This is a genomic window from Streptomyces sp. NPDC048606, from assembly GCF_040650855.1.
Taxonomy (GTDB): Bacteria; Actinomycetota; Actinomycetes; order Streptomycetales; family Streptomycetaceae; genus Streptomyces.
The window spans coordinates 109,813-127,097 of record NZ_JBEZIB010000009.1; the positions used below are offsets into that span (position 1 = coordinate 109,813).

Annotated in this window: 13 protein-coding genes and 1 tRNA gene; 7 read left to right on the forward strand and 7 right to left on the reverse strand. The window is 73.9% G+C overall.

The window, feature by feature from the left end; all coding sequences use genetic code 11:
* Positions 1-76 precede the first annotated feature (76 nt).
* Positions 77-2,653, reverse strand: coding sequence for an FtsX-like permease family protein (locus tag AB0D01_RS12260; protein WP_363055047.1), 2,577 nt, complete (start codon positions 2,651-2,653; stop codon positions 77-79).
* Entirely contained in the window at positions 2,650-3,438 is a 789-nt protein-coding gene (locus AB0D01_RS12265; protein ID WP_363055048.1) for an ABC transporter ATP-binding protein, read from the reverse strand. The genes AB0D01_RS12260 and AB0D01_RS12265 overlap by 4 nt, the downstream gene beginning before the upstream one ends.
* A gap of 330 nt (positions 3,439-3,768) precedes the next feature.
* Between AB0D01_RS12265 and AB0D01_RS12270 the strand changes: the two genes are divergently transcribed.
* Together AB0D01_RS12270 and AB0D01_RS12275 are read left to right on the forward strand one after the other, a co-directional pair.
* Positions 3,769-5,421, forward strand: coding sequence for an MDR family MFS transporter (locus AB0D01_RS12270; RefSeq protein ID WP_363055049.1), 1,653 nt, complete (start codon positions 3,769-3,771; stop codon positions 5,419-5,421).
* Positions 5,422-5,527: 106 nt separating this feature from the next.
* On the forward strand, positions 5,528-6,487 hold the full coding sequence (locus AB0D01_RS12275) for a hypothetical protein (protein ID WP_363055050.1): 960 nt from the start codon (positions 5,528-5,530) through the stop codon (positions 6,485-6,487).
* A 49-nt stretch (positions 6,488-6,536) separates the two neighbouring features.
* On the opposite strand, the gene AB0D01_RS12280 is transcribed toward AB0D01_RS12275, so the two are convergent.
* From AB0D01_RS12280 to AB0D01_RS12295, 4 genes are all read right to left on the reverse strand, one after another.
* Complete coding sequence (locus AB0D01_RS12280; RefSeq protein WP_363055051.1) at positions 6,537-7,139, reverse strand: hypothetical protein; 603 nt, start codon at positions 7,137-7,139, stop codon at positions 6,537-6,539.
* Positions 7,140-7,177: 38 nt separating this feature from the next.
* Entirely contained in the window at positions 7,178-8,074 is an 897-nt protein-coding gene (locus tag AB0D01_RS12285) for a DivIVA domain-containing protein (RefSeq protein WP_363055052.1), read from the reverse strand.
* A 123-nt stretch (positions 8,075-8,197) separates the two neighbouring features.
* Positions 8,198-10,660: an SUKH-4 family immunity protein gene (locus AB0D01_RS12290; RefSeq protein WP_363055053.1), complete on the reverse strand. Its 2,463-nt coding sequence runs from the start codon at positions 10,658-10,660 to the stop codon at positions 8,198-8,200.
* 7 nt (positions 10,661-10,667) lie between these two features.
* Positions 10,668-11,651, reverse strand: a complete 984-nt coding sequence (locus tag AB0D01_RS12295) for an SMI1/KNR4 family protein (protein WP_363055054.1) — start codon at positions 11,649-11,651, stop codon at positions 10,668-10,670.
* A gap of 241 nt (positions 11,652-11,892) precedes the next feature.
* Here AB0D01_RS12295 and AB0D01_RS12300 point away from each other — a divergent pair, with 241 nt between their 5' ends.
* Both AB0D01_RS12300 and AB0D01_RS12305 read left to right on the forward strand, forming a co-directional pair.
* Positions 11,893-12,474 (forward strand): YwqJ-related putative deaminase, encoded by a 582-nt coding sequence (locus AB0D01_RS12300; RefSeq protein WP_363055055.1) that lies wholly within the window; start codon positions 11,893-11,895, stop codon positions 12,472-12,474.
* A gap of 5 nt (positions 12,475-12,479) precedes the next feature.
* Positions 12,480-12,992 carry an SUKH-3 domain-containing protein gene (locus AB0D01_RS12305; RefSeq protein WP_363055056.1) on the forward strand — a complete coding sequence of 171 codons (513 nt, stop codon included), beginning with the start codon at positions 12,480-12,482 and terminating at the stop codon, positions 12,990-12,992.
* Between the two features lie 40 nt (positions 12,993-13,032).
* On the opposite strand, the gene AB0D01_RS12310 is transcribed toward AB0D01_RS12305, so the two are convergent.
* Entirely contained in the window at positions 13,033-14,343 is a 1,311-nt protein-coding gene (locus AB0D01_RS12310) for a histidine kinase (protein WP_363055057.1), read from the reverse strand.
* A gap of 129 nt (positions 14,344-14,472) precedes the next feature.
* Here AB0D01_RS12310 and AB0D01_RS12315 point away from each other — a divergent pair.
* The 3 genes from AB0D01_RS12315 to AB0D01_RS12325 all read left to right on the forward strand — a co-directional run bounded on the left by AB0D01_RS12315 (position 14,473) and on the right by AB0D01_RS12325 (position 17,228).
* A tRNA-Gln gene (locus AB0D01_RS12315) sits at positions 14,473-14,543 on the forward strand.
* A 124-nt stretch (positions 14,544-14,667) separates the two neighbouring features.
* The gene (gene glmU, locus AB0D01_RS12320; protein WP_363055058.1) at positions 14,668-16,116 is read left to right on the forward strand and encodes a bifunctional UDP-N-acetylglucosamine diphosphorylase/glucosamine-1-phosphate N-acetyltransferase GlmU; all 1,449 of its coding nucleotides are present in this window, start codon (positions 14,668-14,670) and stop codon (positions 16,114-16,116) included.
* A 134-nt stretch (positions 16,117-16,250) separates the two neighbouring features.
* The gene (locus AB0D01_RS12325; RefSeq protein ID WP_363055059.1) at positions 16,251-17,228 is read left to right on the forward strand and encodes a ribose-phosphate diphosphokinase; all 978 of its coding nucleotides are present in this window, start codon (positions 16,251-16,253) and stop codon (positions 17,226-17,228) included.
* The last annotated feature ends 57 nt before the right edge of the window (positions 17,229-17,285 follow it).

Genomic DNA, 17,285 nt, shown 5'->3' on the forward strand with positions numbered 1-17,285 from the left:
GCACGGCGCCGGCCCCGGGCCGTCCTCGCGGACGACCCGGGGCCGGCGGTTTCCCCCCGTACGACCGCCGCGCCGGCTACTCGCTCGCGATCGCGTTCAGGACGTTCATCCGCCCCGCCCGGAAGGCCGGGACCAGCGCGGCGAACAGGCCCACCAGGGCCGAGCCGGCGAACACGCCGAGGATCGTCGGCCACGGGATCTCCAGCACCTTCAGGCCTTCGAGGGCCAGCAGCTGCTGCGCGGTCGCGCCCCAGCCCATGCCGAGGCCGAGGCCCAGGAGGGCGCCGAAGAGGGCGATGACCACCGACTCCAGGCGGATCATGCGGCGCAGCTGGCGGCGCGAGAGGCCGATGGCCCGCATCAGCCCGATCTCCCGGGTCCGCTCGACCACCGACAGGGCGAGGGTGTTCACGACACCGAGCACCGCGACGATGATCGCGAGGCCGAGGAGCCCGTAGACGATGTTCAGCATCTGGCCGACCTGGTCCTTCAGGGCCTCCTTGTAGTCGGCCTGGTTGCGGACCTTGTACTGCGGGTACTCGGCGAGGGCCTTCTTGACGTCCTCGTAGGCGCTCGCCGCCTGCCCGTCCTTGGCGGTGGCCAGCAGCATGAAGGGGCGCGGCATCCGGTCGGCGGGCAGGTTGGCCTGCACCAGCGCGGTGCTGACGTACTTCGCGCCCTTGTCGAGGTTGCCCTCGTCGAGGGTGATCGCGGCCACCTTCAGCCGGACGGTGTTGCCGCCGGTGAGGGCCACCGTCAGCTCGTCGCCGAGCTTGACGCGGTGGGCGTCGGCGTAGAGCGAGCCGACGGAGATGGCGTTGGTGCCGTACGCCGCCGCGTGCTCGCCGGCCACCGTCTTGCGCCGGATGTCCTCGGCGTAGGTGGGGTCGGTGACGCTCAGCCGCTCGTCGACGGTGGAGCCGTCGGGGGCGGTGACCTTGGCCGTGACCTGGCGGTAGGCGGTGACGTGGTCGAGGCGGGTGCTGCCGCGCATCGCCTGTTCGGCCTGGGGCATGACGGGCTGACCGGTCTCGGAGGCGACGATGTAGTCCGCGCCGACCGACTTGTCGAGCTCGTCGGTGGCGGAGGCCACCATGGAGGAGCCGACCACCGACAGGCAGGCGACCAGCGCCAGTCCGATCATCAGCGCGGCGGCGGTGGCGCCGGTGCGGCGCGGGTTGCGCAGCGCGTTGCGCTCGGCGAGCCGGCCGACGGAGCCGAAGGGCCGCAGGACGACCCCGGAGAGGACGCGGACGACGCCGGCGGCGAGCAGCGGGCCGATCATGATGAAGCCGATCAGCGTGAACAGCACGCCGACGCCCAGCCACAGGGAGCCCGCGCCGGCCTTCTCGGCGGCGGTCGCGAGGTAGAGGCCGGCGCCGCCGATGCCGGTGACGACGAGGCCGAGGACGGCGCGGACCATGCCGGCCTTGCGGTCGCCGGGGTTGCCGGAGTCGCGCAGGGCGGCCATCGGGGAGACCTTGCCGGCCCGGCGGCCCGGGACGTACGCGGCGACGACGGTGACGACGATGCCGAGGACGAGGCCGGCGACCGGGGTCGTCCACACCACCGTCAGGTCGCCGGTGGACATCTCCATGCCCAGCAGGCCCATGAGCTTCATGAGGCCGATGGCCAGGCCGATGCCGGCGGCGACGCCGAGCAGGGAGCCGACCAGGCCGAGCAGGAAGGCCTCGACGAGGACGGAGCGGTTGATCTGGCGGCGGTCGGCGCCGATGGCGCGCATCAGGCCGATCTCGCGGGTGCGCTGGGCGACCAGCATCGAGAAGGTGTTGAAGATCAGGAAGATGCCGACGAGGAAGGCGATGGCGGCGAAGCCGAGCATCGCGTACTTCAGGACGTCCATGAAGGCGCCGACGTCCTTGCGGTTGGCGTCGGCCGCCTCCTTGGCGGTCTGGAGCTTGTGGGAGCCGGCGCCGAGGGCGTTCGCGACGTTCTGCTTGAGCCGCTCGTCGCTCACCCCGTCCTTGGCGGTGACGTTGACGTGGGTGAAGGCCCCGGCGGACCCGAGCAGGCCGGTCTGCGCGGTGGGGGTGTCGAAGTAGACGAGGGTCGCGCCCGGGTTGGTCACCTGGAAGGTGGCGATGCCGCTGATCTTCGAGCGGAGGTCGCCGTTGAAGGTGATGGTGCGCAGTTCGTCGCCGAGGGCGAGGTGGTGCTTCTTCGCCGTGTCGTTGTCGATCATCACCTCGGTGGGGCCGCGGGGGGCCTTGCCCGAGGTGATCTTCATGGACTTGAGCTCGTTGTCGTTCCAGTTGCCCGCGAGGGTGGGGGCGCCGGTGGTGGAGCCCATGTTCTCGTTCTTGGCGTTGACGACCGTGACGGCGGTGGAGACGACCCCGCCCTCGGCGGACTTCACGCCCTCGGCGCCCGCCACCTTGGCGACGACGGCGGCGTCGAGGGTCGGGGGCCTGCCGGTGTCGGGGATCTCCTCGCCGACGTCGGACTGCTTGGGGCTGACGGTGACGTCGGAGTTGGTGACCGCGAACAGCTTGTCGAAGGTCGTGTTCATCGTGTCGGTGAACACGAGGGTGCCGCAGACGAAGGCGACGGACAGCAGGACGGCTATGGCGGAGAGCGCCATGCGCCCCTTGTGCGCGACGAAGTTGCGTCGCGCCGTCTTCATGACGGTCACGAGGTCCGCCCGCGTGCGTCGAAGTCCTTCATGCGGTCGAGGACCTGGTCGGCGGTGGGGGCGTGCATCTCGTCGACGATGCGGCCGTCGGCGAGGAAGATGACGCGGTCCGCGTAGGAGGCGGCGACGGGGTCGTGGGTGACCATCACGATGGTCTGGCCGAGGGCGTCCACCGACTGGCGCAGGAAGCCGAGGACCTCGGCGCCGGCGCGGGAGTCGAGGTTTCCGGTGGGCTCGTCGCCGAAGATGATCGCCGGACGGGCGGCGAGGGCGCGGGCGACGGCCACGCGCTGCTGCTGACCGCCGGACAGCTCGGTGGGCCGGTGCTTGAGGCGGCCCGCGAGGCCGACGGTCTCCACGACGCGGTCGAGCCACTGCGGATCGGGCTTGCGGCCGGCGATGTCCATGGGGAGCGTGATGTTCTCCAGGGCGTTCAGCGTCGGCAGCAGGTTGAAGGCCTGGAAGATGAAGCCGATCTTGTCCCGGCGCAGCCTGGTGAGCTTCTTGTCCTTCAGGCCGGTGATCTCGGTGTCGTCGAGGTGGATGTGGCCGCTCGTCACGGTGTCCAGTCCGGCCAGGCAGTGCATCAGCGTGGACTTGCCGGAGCCCGAGGGACCCATGATCGCGGTGAACTGCCCCCGGTGGATGTCGACGTCCACCTCGTCGAGGGCGACGACGCGGGTCTCGCCGGATCCGTAGGCCTTGACGACCTTGCGCGCCCGGGCCGCGACGGCGCCGTGGCCGCCGATGTCCCCGTGCCTGGTTTCGGTCATCGCCGATGTCACGGTCTTCTCCCCTGTTCGTGGTGCCTGTGGCCGTGTCCGCCCGCGTGCGCGCGTCGCCGCCTCGAAGTCTGCGCGGCGGGGCCGGCCGACGCGCTGGTGCCCGTCGCCGTATCCGCCGGGGGGTTAACCCCACCCCCCGGCTCCCCGCCCGTAGGAACCAGTTAAGGACGCGAAAGGACCTTCGGCCTCCTCCGCCGGGACGAAAGACCCCTGGGCCGGAATGCTGACCCACCCCTAGGGGATGTCCACCCTTCGGACCGTCCGGGGTCGGGGATACCCTCCGGCGCACCCCCGGTGAGATGGTGTTTCCTTCGGACGGGGGAGGCAGGGGTGGGGACAGCCGAGCACGGGGCGCGCGCCTGCGGCGAGGACGCGACCGGCCCCGACGCGGCGGCCGGGGGAAAGGTTTCCGCCGGCCCGGACGCGGCCACGGGCGCCACGACGACGGGCGCGACGACCGCGGGCGCCACGACCGCCGGCAGCGTCACCGGCGTGCCGGGGCGGCCGCCCACCGCCGTGGTCGTCGCCCTGATGCTGTGCATGGCCCTGGTGGCCCTCGACAGCACGATCGTCTCCACCGCCGTCCCCCAGATCGTCGGCGACCTCGGCGGGTTCTCCGTCTTCTCCTGGGTCTTCTCCGGCTACCTCCTCGCCGTCACCGTCACCCTCCCCGTCTACGGCAGGCTGAACGACACCCTGGGCCGCAAGCCCGTGCTCCTCTTCGGCACCGCGCTGTTCCTCGTCGGCTCGATCCTGTGCGCCTTCGCCTGGAACATGGCCGCGCTCATCGCGTTCCGGATCGTGCAGGGGCTGGGCGGCGGCGCCCTCCAGAGCACCGTGCAGACCCTGGCCGCCGACCTCTACCCGCTGAAGGACCGCCCCCGCATCCAGGCCCGTATGACCACCGTGTGGGCCTCGTCCGCCCTCGTCGGCCCGGCCCTCGGCGGACTGCTCGCCCAGTACGCGGGCTGGCGCTGGACCTTCCTGATCAACGTCCCGCTCGCGGGCCTCGCCCTGTGGCTGACCGCCCGCCGGCTCGTGGAGCCCGTACGCTCCCCCGGCCGCCGGGGGCCCGTCGACTGGGCCGGGGCGCTCGGGGTGTTCGCCTGCGGCGGGCTGCTGCTGTTCGCCCTGGTGCAGGGCGGGGTCGCCTGGCCCTGGCTGTCCGCCCCCTCCCTCGGGCTGCTGGCCGCGAGCGCGGTCGCGGCCGTCGTCGTCGTCCGCGTCGAGCGTCGGGCCGAGGAGCCGATCCTGCCCGGCTGGGTCTGGCGCCGGCGCACCATCGCCGCCGTCAACCTGGCCCTGGGCGCGCTGGGGCTGCTGATGATCGCCCCGATGGTGTTCATGCCGACGTACGCGCAGACCGTGCTCGGCCTCGGACCCGTCGGCGCGGGCCTGCTGATGGCGCTCATGACCCTGAGCTGGCCCGTCTCGGCCGCCCTGTGCCAACACGTCTACCGGCGCATCGGCTTCCGCGACACCGCCGTCCTCGGCATGTCCCTGGCCGCCGTCGTCCTCTTCTCCTTCACCCTGCTGCCCCACCCCGCACGGGCCTGGCAGCCCGCGCTGGTCATGCTGCTGCTGGGCGCGGCCCTCGGACTGTTCCAACTGCCGCTCATCGTCGGGGTGCAGTCCACCGTGGGCTGGGCCGAGCGGGGCACCACCACCGCCTCGGTGCTGTTCTGCCGCACCGTCGGGCAGAGCGTGGGGGCCGCGCTGCTCGGCGCCGTGGCCAACGCCACCGTCGCGGCCCGGCTGGCGGGCGCCCCGGGGGCGGGGCTGCCCACGACGCTGGACGACGTGTCGCGGGCCCTGGCCGCGCCGGGCGAGCTGTCCCCCGCCGCGACCCGACACCTGCGCGACGCGGTGGCCGCCGCGGTGGACCACATCTTCCTCGGCGCGACCGCCGCCGCGCTCGCGGCCCTGCTGGCGCTCCTGCTGATCGCCCCGCGTCGCTTCCCGGTCCTCCCCGAACAGCGCTGAAGCCCGTCACGCCTGCCGCGCTCGCTCGTCACGCTTGCTTGTCATGCTTGTCATGCACGGAGCCGGTGGGTGACCCTCTACCCACGGACCGCACCGGGGGGACCCCATGACAGCCACGCTCTTCGCCCTGGCGTTACTCGCCGCCCTGACCCTGCCGGTCGGCCTGCGCCTGCGCCGCTCCCCGGGGTTCGTCACCGGCCGCGACGGCCGCCTGTCGACCTCCACCACCCTCGCGCTCGCCTGGACCGTCATCCTGGTCTGGCTGCTCCTCGCGATCCTCGCCCACGGGCTGACGGCGGGCGGCGGCGTCTCCTGGTTCCGGGGCCCCGACGGCCCCCTGTCCCCCCTGACCTCGGTGTACCTGCCGCTGCTCGGCGGCCCTTACCTGGCCCTGATCGGGGCGAAGGCCGTCGTGGGCCTGCGGGTGGAACACGGCAGCATGGCCAAGCCCGCCCCGAAGCCCTCCGCCGACGGGCGCCGCCCCCTGCGGGAACTCATCGCGGGCGACGGCGGGCGCGTGGACCTCGTCGACCTCCAGTACGTCGCCCTGAGCGCGGTCACCATGCTCTACGTGGTGCTGTTCTTCCTCGCGGACCCGACCGCCGGGCTGCCCCGACTGCCCTCCGAGATCTGGGCCCTGACGGGCGCGCCGGCCGGCGCCTACCTCGTCAACAAGATGGCCACCCGCGCCAATCCGGTCATCACCCGCGTCGGCGCCGCCGGCGGCCTGCTCACCGTCGAGGGCGGCGGTTTCACCGAACCCCGCCTCACCGTCGACGACACCCCCCTGGTCGCGGACGTCGACCCCGCGACCGGCGCCCTGACCGCCGCGCTGCCGCCCTCGCTCCGCCCCCCGTTCACGGTGGTCGTCACCTCGCGCGGTCTGCGCAGCGACCCGTACGCCTACGCGGGCCCGGCCGACGCCGCGCCCCTGCCCGCGCCCGCGCCCGTGTCGGTGTCCGTACCGGTGCCCGCGCCCGGGAGCCCCGCACCCGCGACCCCTTCGGCCGGACCGGCTCCCGCCCCGCCCGCACCCGACCGACCGGCCGACGACCCCCGGCCGTGACCCCGGCCCCCTCCCCGGCGGCGGCCCGGACGCGGGCCCGCGGCGCGGCTCAGGACCGGAAGCCGACGATCCCGTACCCCGCACCGCGCGGCACCCGCCGCAGCCAACCGACGACCTGCTCGACCGCCTCGGCCACGTCCCGATCCGCCACGGGGGCCAGGCCGAGGCGCCGACCCTCCTCGAACTGCACCAGCGCCCGCTCGCACTCCTCGGGCGACCACGCGCCGCAGCCCGGGACGTGCGTGTACGGCAGACCCGACGGCAGCCCGCAGGAGTCGAAGGCCGCCACGCGGACGGCGGTGACGTTCACGGCGCGCAGCCCCTCGTCCACCATCGACAGCCAGTCGCCGCGGTAGGGGCTGAAGGAGGAGTTGTCGAGGAAGGGGCCGCCCATCGCGCAGATCCGCCGGTAGGCGTAGCCGTACTGGAAGGCGTGTTCCGCCTCGTACGGCCCCCCGTTGACCACCGCCTCCAGCGCCTGTGCGGCGGTCGGGGCGCCGGCGGCTATCGCGTCGGCGAACCAGTCGTCGTCATCGGCGATCTCCGCCGCGAACTCGGCGCGGATCGCGCGCAGGAACCCCTGGTCCCCCGACCCGACCCACGCCCGGGTCCGCTCCGTCTCCAGCAGGTACAGGCTCAACGCGGTGCTCATGCCGCGATCCTAGGATCCGCCGGTGACAGCCGCCCCGGTCAGCCCTCCGCCGGCGCCCGGCCCGTCAACGCCGCCAGGCTGGAGCGGACGTGGTTCATGTGCGCCCGCATCTCCTCCTGCGCCTCCTCGTGCTCGCGCAGGATCCGGTCCGTCTCCCGGCCCGTGCGCTCCTCGCGCACCCGTGCCTGCGCGAGGAGTTCGGCGGCCCGCGCCTCCGCGTCCTCCTGGCCGTGCCGCGCCGACTCCTCGGCCTCCGCGAAGCCGCGCCGGGCCTCCGACAACCGGGCCTGCGCGTACCGTTCCAGTTCGGCCTGCCGGGCCTCCTGCTCGGCCTCGCGCGCCGCCGCCTCGCGTTCGGCGGCGTCCCACCGCTCCGTGTGCTCCTGCTCCCGCTCCGCCAGCAACGCCTCCGCGCGCCGCCGCGTCTCGACGAGGCCCGCCTGGGCCTCCGAGCGCCAACCGGCCGCGTCGGAGCGGGCCTCGGCCCGCGCCTCGTCCGCCTCCCGCTGCGCCCGCAGCAGGCCCTGCCGGGCCCGCACCTCGGTCTGCTCGCGCACGGCCTCCCCGTCGTGGCGCGCCGACTCCGCCACCCGGTCCGCGTACGCCTCGGCCGCGCCCGCCGCCTCGACGGCGTCGGCCCGCGCGTCCGCGCGCAGCACCTCGGCCTCCTCCTGGGCCAACGCCAGGATCCGCCGGGCCCGTTCGCTCAGCTCGTCGTAGGTCTGGGGGGCCAGCGCGGCCACGGCCTCCCGCAGCCGGTCCGCCTCCGCCTCCAGCTGCTTGGCCAGGACCGTCAGCCGTGCCACGCGTTCCCAGGCCTCGTCGCGGCTGCCGGCCAGCCGTGCGAGGTACCGGTCGACGTCCTCCATCCGGTAACCGCGACCGCGTACGGTCGAGAAACCCTGAGGTCCGTGAGGTGACATGGGTGCACTCATCCTGGAAGCGCCTCTCTCGCGGGGATTCCCGTCAAGGATGCGTCATTTGCTCCCCGAAGCCGGAATGGCCGGGCCGCGACCCCGTTCGGGGGCACCGGCCCGGCCAATGATCCGATCACCTGATCAGAGCAGTCCGTCCCACATCTGCTCCAGCAGCACCGACCACCAGCTCTCGGGGGAGGCCAGCGCCGCGCTGTCGAGGCCCGCCAGATTCGCCTGGAAATCGACGGTCCACCGGCCGGCCTGCTCCGGCGTCAAGTGCTGTCGCAGCCGCCACATGTGACCCAGCATCGCCAGCGAGCGCGCGAACTGCGGCAGGCTCGAATTGACGAACTGCGGCGCCACGGGCGTCCCGCCGGGCCCGGCCTCGACCGGCACCGCCACGATGTGCGCGGTGCCGTACTGCACGCACAGCGCCTTGCCGAAGTCGCTGCCGACGACCAGGTACGAGCCCGCGTCGGAGGCCGGCTGCACCCCCCGCTGCGCGGCCAGTTCGGCCAGGGTCGGCACCGGCTGCCCGGGGACGGCCTGCGCCCAGAAGAACGGCCCGAAGTCGACCGGCAGGCCGGCCCACATCAGCGTCTGCGCCACGATCTCCGGTACGCCCTGGCGGGACACCGCCCGCTGGTCGAACCGGAACACCCCCTGCGGCCCGAAGGCGCCGGCCAGCTCCTGCGCGATGGCGTCCATCGGGATCGCCGGCTGGAGCGGGACCTGGGGCAGCGGCGCCCGCACCGGCGCGGGGCGCGCCGGTCCGTCCGCCACCTGGTGCAGCTCACCCTGATGGGTGAGCAGGTGCCGCATGCCCTGCTGACGTCCCGCGTGGTCGGTCCCGTACGGGGCCACGCTCGTGATCCGCACCTGCGGCCACGTCTCCCGGATCATCCGGGCGCAGTAGCCGCCCGGCAGCTCGCAGGAGGCCAGCTCGGTGTGCAGCTCCAGCACCTGCTGCGGCGGCACGTTCATCGCGCGCAGCTCGTACAGGATCTGCCACTCCGGGTGCGGCGTGCCGGGCGCCGAGCGGCGGATCAGCTGCTGCTCGGAGCCGTCGGGGGCGCGGTAGCGGAGCACGGCCTGGTAGCCGGGGCCGACGGTGGGCACGCCGGAGGGCGCCGGGGGCTGCGCGGGACCACCGCGCGGCGGCGCCGGCGCCGCGCCCGGCGGACCGGGCGGAGCCGGAGGCTGCTGCCCACCCGGGCCGGCCAGCATCGTGGCGGCGTGCTGGGGCGCGCCACCACCCGGAGCACCGGGAGCGCCGGGGGCACCGGGCGGGCCGGGAGGGCCCACCACGGCGGGACCGGCCAACATCGTCGCGGCATGGTCGAGACCGCCGCCGGCGGCACCGGGCGCGGGGGACGTCGCGGGAGCACCGGGCGGGCCGGGCGGAGCGGGCGGAGCGGGCGGAGCGGGCGGAGCGGGCGGCGGCACCGCACCCGGGCCGGCCAGCATCGTCGCGGCGTGCTGCGGCGCGCCACCACCCGGAGCACCGGGAGCGCCGGGGGCACCGGGCGGGCCGGGAGGGCCCACCACGGCGGGACCGGCCAACATCGTCGCGGCGTGGTCGAGGCCACCGCCGGGAGCGCCGGGCGCGGGCGCGGGCGGCGCCACGGGAGCACCGGGAGGGCCGGGCGGAGCGGGCGGCGGCACCGCACCGGGACCGGCGAGCATCGTGGCGGCGTGCTGCGCCGCCCCGCCGGCGCCGCCGGGAGCACCCGCAGGCGTCGGCGCACCGGGGACGCCGGGCGCGCCCGGGACCCCGGGGCCGGCCGGCGCACCCGTACCCGGATCCGCGCCCGGACCGGCGGGACGCGACACCCGGGCCCGGCTCGTCGGCGCCTCGGCGATCTCCGCCGCCCCGGACGACGGGGCGAGCGCCGGGTGGACGGCGGTGCGCGGCAGTTGGCTGCCGCCCTCCATCAGCGTGGTCTTCGCCTCGGCGCCCACCCCGGACGGCGCCGAGGGGCGGTCGTCCAGGTCGGAGCCCGAGAGCGGCGGCGCGAACACGGTGGCGGGCAGCGGTACGGAGGCACCGTCGTCCCCGCCGGGGTTGACGTCGGTCCCGGCCCACGGCGTGGACCCGACCGGCACCCCGTCGTTCGCCGGCTCCGGCTCGCGGCGCAGCGGCATCGGCTCGGGCGCGGCGGAAGGCGCGGCCGAGGGCGCGGCGGACGGCGCCCCGGCGGCCGGGGGCGTCGCGGACGCGGGCCGGCCCGGGATGCCGGCGCGGTCGGCCGCCTCCTGGAGCCACTCCGGCGGGCTCAGCATGAAGGAGGTCTGCTCGGAGTCGATCCGCGGCGGCGGGACCGAGGCCTCCGCGGCGGCGGGGGACGCCCCGTACTCCTCCTCGTAACGGCGGATCACCTCGCCCACGGGCAGCCCGGGCCACAGCGTGACCTCACCGCTGTCCCGCGCGATGACGAGCCGCTGCCGGCCGCCACCGGAGACGGGACCGGCCGCGCGGTCCTCCGCCCACAGCACGAAACCGAGTCCGAACTCCCGTACGCGCACCTCACGGTGCTGGTACGCGGGCACGTCCCCGTTGATCCATTCCTCGGCGCGCTCCTGCGCCTGCGCGAAAGTCACCACAGCGCGATCAACCCTCCACCACGACCGGAACCGATCGCGCGAATCCGCCGTCCACCATCAGACCGGCCACCGTCTCCAGCTCCGGCGGGTTGCCCGCCAAGCGCTCCAGGAAGGCATCGAAATCGGCACCGCACGGCAGCAAGAGCCGCTCCACCCGGTCCTGCACCGACCAGCCGTCCCGGTCGCGCGCGTCGTCGTACGGGGAGAACCAGACGGAGCCGACGCCCTCGCCCCTGACCTTCACCGCGAGCAGCCCGCCCTGGACGAAGGCCACGGACAGGTAGTCCTTCGTCAGGTGGTCCCGCAGACACTTGTTGATGTAGACGAGGTCGTTGACCGCCGCCTCCTCGCGCACCGTGAAGAACGGCTGGTCCACGAGCAGGCCCAGCTCGACGAGGAGCCCCGCGCCCACCGGCGCGCAGCCGCCGGCCGCCTTCAGGAAGGCGCGGTAGGCCTCGGGCAGTCGGTAGCCGAGGTCCTCCTCCACCCCCTGGAGCTGCGTCTCCGTCACCGAGACCACCGTCTTCGGCAGTCCCAGGTGGACCGGGCGCGCCTCCTGGAGGGGCCGCGTCCCGCGCTTGTCGTGGTCGACCGGGGCCGTCACCAGTCCGGCGTGGTGCCGCAGCAGCGCCTTGACCTCGACGGGCACCAGTTCCATCCGGCGCGTGCCGGCCACGTGGTGCCAGGTCCAGCCGTGCGGGGTCGCCACCGCCCCGACCGTGTCCCACAGCGGGTGCCCGCCGGCCCGCATCGCCGCGTTCGCGGTGACGCAGTCCGTCAGGCGCAGCTCGTCGACGCCGAAGCCCTCCGGGGGCTCCGCGATCTCCACGGCCGCGCGCGCGTACCGGGAGAAGTCGGGATGGCCGTTCGCGTCCATCCGCACGCCGTGGGGATGGCGGGCGGCCCGGACCGGGTCCGGGAAGTGCACGACCTGCCCCGAGTAAGCGGCGTTGGGTGGCGCGGCCTGCTGCCCGAGCCGACCTGTCGTCATGGCGGTAGCCCCCTGCTGGATCTGGCTGGTTCACCACAGCCTGGTTCACCACAGCCTATGTGGTCCGGCAAGACCCTCCTCCGCCCCCGACACCGGTACACGCGGACAGGGCGGGAACATCCGAATTGATACGAATATTCGACCCCGCTTCCACACGGCAGCCGACATTTGACAGGCTGTCCCGCAGCACGGGGGCGTGCGCGACACCGGACACCACCGCCGCCACGGGAGGGAAGAGAGCATGCACACGGCGACACCACACGGCGCGACACCACACACAGCGGCAGCGACCGCGGCCGAGACCCGCGGCGACCGCGCGGAGGCCGGCGCCGCGGAGGCCGCCGCCGGCGATCCCCGCCTGCGCTGGAGCGGGGCGGGCGACCCGCGCACCCCGCCGGTCCTGCGCTTCCGGCGCGACGGCATCCTGCCCACGGTCGCCGCCGCCCTGTCGGTCCGCGGCGAGACCCTGACCGGCACCGCCGGCAAGGCCGACCGGCCGCCGACCCTGCACCCGCTGGTCCAGGACTTCCTCGACACCCTCACCAGCGGCCAGCGGGAACGCTTCACCGGGCGATGTCCGGAGGCGATCCTGCTCTCCCGCCACCTCACCACCGTCGAGGGCGCCCGCAGCAGGCGCGCCTCCCGCAAGCCGTTGACGGCGAGCGAGGCCCGCCGTTCGCTGAAGCACTCCCGCATCACGGCCCGCCGCATCCGCGAGGACGGCGACCCCCTGCACGGCAGCTACGCGCCCCCCTGCCGTTCCTGCGACGCGCTCCTCACCCACTTCGGCGTACGCCCCGTCGACCTCACCCACCCCGAGTAGCCGCCATGACCCCCTCCTCCGCCTCCTACGACCGCTCCTCGGCCACCCGGTTCACCGGCGCCGTCGACTCCGCGCTGCGCACCGCCGGCTGGGAGCCCGGCCGCTGGGACATCAAGCAGGCCGAGTACTGGGCCGACGCCCTGCGCGACCACACCACGCCCGCCGGGCACCGGCACACGGTCTTCCCCGCGGCCGTCGAGGCCTGGGCGGAGTTCGGGGGGCTGAACCTGACCGCGCCGGGGCCGGGCCGGCAGATAGCGCCCGCCCGGGTCCGCATCGACCCCCTGACGGGCCTGCACCTGGCCCGCACCTTCGCCGACCTCGGCCGCGCGCTGTCCACGCAGCTGTGCCCGCTGGGGGCCGACGCCGACGGCGGCTCCCACCTCGCGATCGACCGCGAGGGCCGCGTGTACGGCATCGACCACACCGGCGACTGGTACCTCGGCGCGGGCCTCGACGACGCCCTGGTGCTGCTGCTGACCGGCCTCCAGCCGGCCCGCCTCACCACGACCCCCTGACACCCGCCCGCGCGAGGCGGCGACCCGCCCCGCGCGAGGCCTACCGCGCGGGCAGCACCGCCGACACCTTGAACCCGCCCGCCTCGGTGGGACCGGACACGAACACCCCGCCGAGGCCGCAGACGCGCTCGCGCATCCCCACGAGCCCGTTCCCCCCGCTCGGCAGGCCGGGTCGCGGCGCGTCCGCGCCCGTGGGCCCGTTCTCCACCTGGGTGGCGACCTCCCCGTCCCGATGGGCGAGGCGTACGACGACCCGTGCGCCGGGAGCGTGCTTGTGGCAGTTGGTGAGCGCCTCCTGCACCACCCTGTACGCCGTCTGCTCCACCTCGGCCGGGTAGGCGCACCTGTCCCCCTGCACCACCACCTCGACGCTCATCCCGGCCGCCCGGGACTGCTCCACCAGCGCGTCCAGCTCGTCCAGCGTGGGTCCCTCCTCGGCGCCGGCCGGCGCGAGCACGACGGCCGCCCCGGCGGCCCCCACGATCCCGGCGGCCCCGACCACGCCGGCCGCCTCGGTGTGCCCGGCCGCCGGCTGCGGCCGGGGCGGCGCGGACCGCAGCACGCCGAGCATCTCCCGCAGCTCGGTCAGCGCCTGCCGCCCCATGTCCCCCACCAGAGCCGCGTTGCGCGCCGCCTTGGCGGGGTCCTTGACCGCCACCGCCTGCAGGGCCGCCGCGTGCACCACCATCAGCGACACCCGGTGCGCCACCACGTCGTGCATCTCGCGCGCGATGCGCGTGCGTTCCTCCGTACGGGCCCACTCGGCGCGTTCCTCGGCCCGGTCGGCGAGCAGCGACAGCTCGCGTTCCAGCGAGTCGGCGCGTTCCTGGAGGCTCTCCATCAGCCGGCGCCGCGCGCCGACGTACATCCCGAGCAGGACGGGCGGCACGGTCAGCGCCACCGCCATGAACCCGGAGAGCACGATCACCAGCGCGCCGTCGGCCTCGACGTCCCCGCGGGTGCGCAGGTAGGTCACCGCGAAGGTCCCGGCGAGCGACATCGAGCCCAGCGTCGCTATGACGCGCCGCGGCACCTCGCACGCGGCCAGGGTGTAGAGGCCGACCACGCCGAGGAGGAAGCCCATCATGGCCGGCGCGACGCCGATGCCGACGATCACCACCGCGACGGGCCACCGCCGGCGCAGCAGCAGCGTGGCCCCCACCACCAGCCCGAACAGCACCCCGACGGCCACCGGGAGCCCCGATTCCCGGGCGAAGGGCACCCCTTCCAGCGCACACTCGGCGGCGGACAGTGCCGCGAGTCCCACGTCCAGGGCGGCCGCCCGCCGCCTCTCCCACCACCAGGGCCCGTCCCGCCCTGCTCCGTCCTTCTCTTCCCCCGTATCGGTCATGCCGTCCAGCGTACGGATCGCGGTCCGGCGAAGCGCCGCTCGATACCGTCGCGCCCGGGGCGGCCGGTGCGGCATAGTAGGGGCTGCAACCGAATCCGATCAACGAAATCGGACTCAAAGGGCGAACCATCCCGGATCGTCTAAGGGCAGGACAAATGGTTTTGGTCCATTGAATGAGGGTTCGAATCCTTCTCCGGGAGCTCACCGAACACGCGCGTTCGGGTTCCGGGTCCTGACCTCCACGGTCGGGACCCGCGTTCGTTGAGCGGTACGGGGCCCCCGCTATCCTTCACGGGTCCACCCCCGAAGCCGAAGGGCACACCCGTGAGCGCAACCCGCCCGGCAGCCGTCGTCGTACTCGCAGCGGGTGAGGGCACCCGCATGAAGTCGGCCACTCCCAAGGTCCTGCACGAGATCTGCGGGCGCTCGCTCGTCGGTCACGTGGTCGCCGCCTCCCGCGAGCTGGACCCCACGCACCTGGTCGTCGTCGTCGGCCACGCCCGCGAGCAGGTCACCGCGCACCTGGCCGGCATCGACGCCGAGGTCCGCACCGCCGTGCAGTACGAGCAGAACGGCACCGGGCACGCCGTCCGCATGGGCCTCGAAGAGCTCGGCGGCGCGGTGACCGGCACGGTCGTCGTCGTGTGCGGGGACACCCCGCTGCTGACCGGCGACACCCTCGCCCGCCTCACCGCGACCCACGAGGCCGACGGCAACGCCGTCACCGTGCTCACCGCCGAGGTCCCCGACTCCACCGGCTACGGGCGGATCGTGCGCGACGAGGCCACCGGCGCGGTGACCGCCATCGTCGAGCACAAGGACGCCACCGACGCCCAGCGCGCCATCTCGGAGATCAACTCCGGGGTGTTCGCCTTCGACGGCGCCCTGCTGACCGAGGCCCTCGGCAAGGTCCGCACCGACAACAGCCAGGGCGAGGAGTACCTCACCGACGTCCTCGGCATCCTGCGCGAGGCCGGCCACCGCGTCGGCGCGGCCGTCGGCCCCGACCACCGCGAGATCCTCGGCATCAACAACCGCGTGCAGCTCGCCGAGGCGCGCGCCCTACTGAACGCGCGCCTGCTGGAGCGGGCGATGCTCGCGGGCGTCACCGTCGTGGACCCGACCGGCACCTTCGTGGACGTCACCGTCACCTTCGGGCAGGACGCCCTGATCCACCCGGGCACCCAGCTGATCGGCGACACCCACATCGGCGAGGGGGCCGAGGTCGGCCCGAACACCCGCCTGAAGGACACCCGGGTGGGCGCCCGCGCCCGCGTGGACAACACGGTGGCGGACGGCGCCGTGATCGGCGAGTCCGCCTCGGTGGGCCCCTTCGCCTACCTGCGGCCCGGCACCAACCTGGGGCTGAAGGCGAAGGCCGGCACCTACGTCGAGATGAAGAACGCGACGATCGGCGAGGGCACCAAGGTCCCCCACCTCTCGTACGTCGGCGACGCGACCATCGGCGAGTACACGAACATCGGCGCGGCCAGCGTGTTCGTGAACTACGACGGCGAGCACAAGCACCACACCACCGTCGGCTCACACTGCAAGACGGGTTCGGACAACATGTTTGTGGCTCCCGTCACCATCGGGGACGGCGCCTACACGGCCGCCGGCTCGGTGATCACCAAGGACGTGCCGCCCGGCGCCCTGGCCGTGGCCCGTGGCCAGCAGCGGAATATCGAGGGTTGGGTGGCCCGCAAGCGCCCCGGCAGCGCGGCCGCCACGGCCGCGCAGTCGTCGGCCGACGAGGACTCCGGACGCCGTTGAGGTGAACTGACCGGAAACAGGTACGCCCGGGACGGCGTACCGTGATAGGTGCACGCAATTCGGCTGGCTCACCGTGTGCGGGACGGACGCACACGGGGGCGAGCAGCTTTCCACACGTCTGAGGAGACAGTGCTGTGACCGGGATCAAGACGACCGGCGAGAAGAAGCTGATGCTCTTCTCCGGCCGCGCCCACCCCGAGCTGGCCGAGGAGGTCGCACACCAGCTGGGAGTCGGCCTCGTGCCGACCAAGGCTTTCGACTTCGCGAACGGTGAGATCTACGTCCGCTTCCAGGAGTCGGCTCGCGGCGCGGACTGCTTCCTGATCCAGAGCCACACGGCTCCGATCAACAAGTGGATCATGGAGCAGCTGATCATGATCGACGCGCTGAAGCGCGCGTCGGCGCGTTCCATCACCGTGATCATCCCCTCCTACGGCTACGCCCGTCAGGACAAGAAGCACAAGGGCCGCGAGCCGATCTCGGCCCGCCTGGTCGCCGACCTGCTGAAGACCTCGGGTGCCGACCGCATCCTCACGGTCGACCTGCACACCGACCAGATCCAGGGCTTCTTCGACGGCCCCGTCGATCACCTCTCGGCCCTGCCGGTCCTCGCGGACTACGTGGGCGCCAAGGTCGACCGCACCAAGCTGACGATCGTCTCCCCGGACGCCGGCCGCGTGCGCGTCGCCGACCGCTGGTGCGACCGCCTGGACGCGCCGCTGGCCATCGTGCACAAGCGCCGCGACAAGGACGTCGCCAACCAGGTGACCGTCCACGAGGTCGTCGGTGAGGTCAAGGGCCGCGTCTGCGTCCTGGTCGACGACATGATCGACACCGGTGGCACCATCTGCGCCGCCGCCGACGCGCTGTTCGCACACGGCGCCGAGGACGTCATCGTCACGGCCACGCACGGCATCCTCTCCGGCCCGGCCGCCGACCGCCTGAAGAACTCCAAGGTCAGCGAGTTCATCTTCACGAACACCCTGCCGGACCCCTCCGACCTGGAGCTCGACAAGATCACGGTCCTGTCGATCGCCCCGATGGTGGCCCGCGCGGTGCGCGAGGTCTTCGAGGACGGTTCGGTCACGAGCCTCTTCGAGGAGCAGGGCTGATCGGCCCCCGGTAGATCCTTTTGGTGCGGCCTCCCCCGCCGGGTACACTCTGTGAGT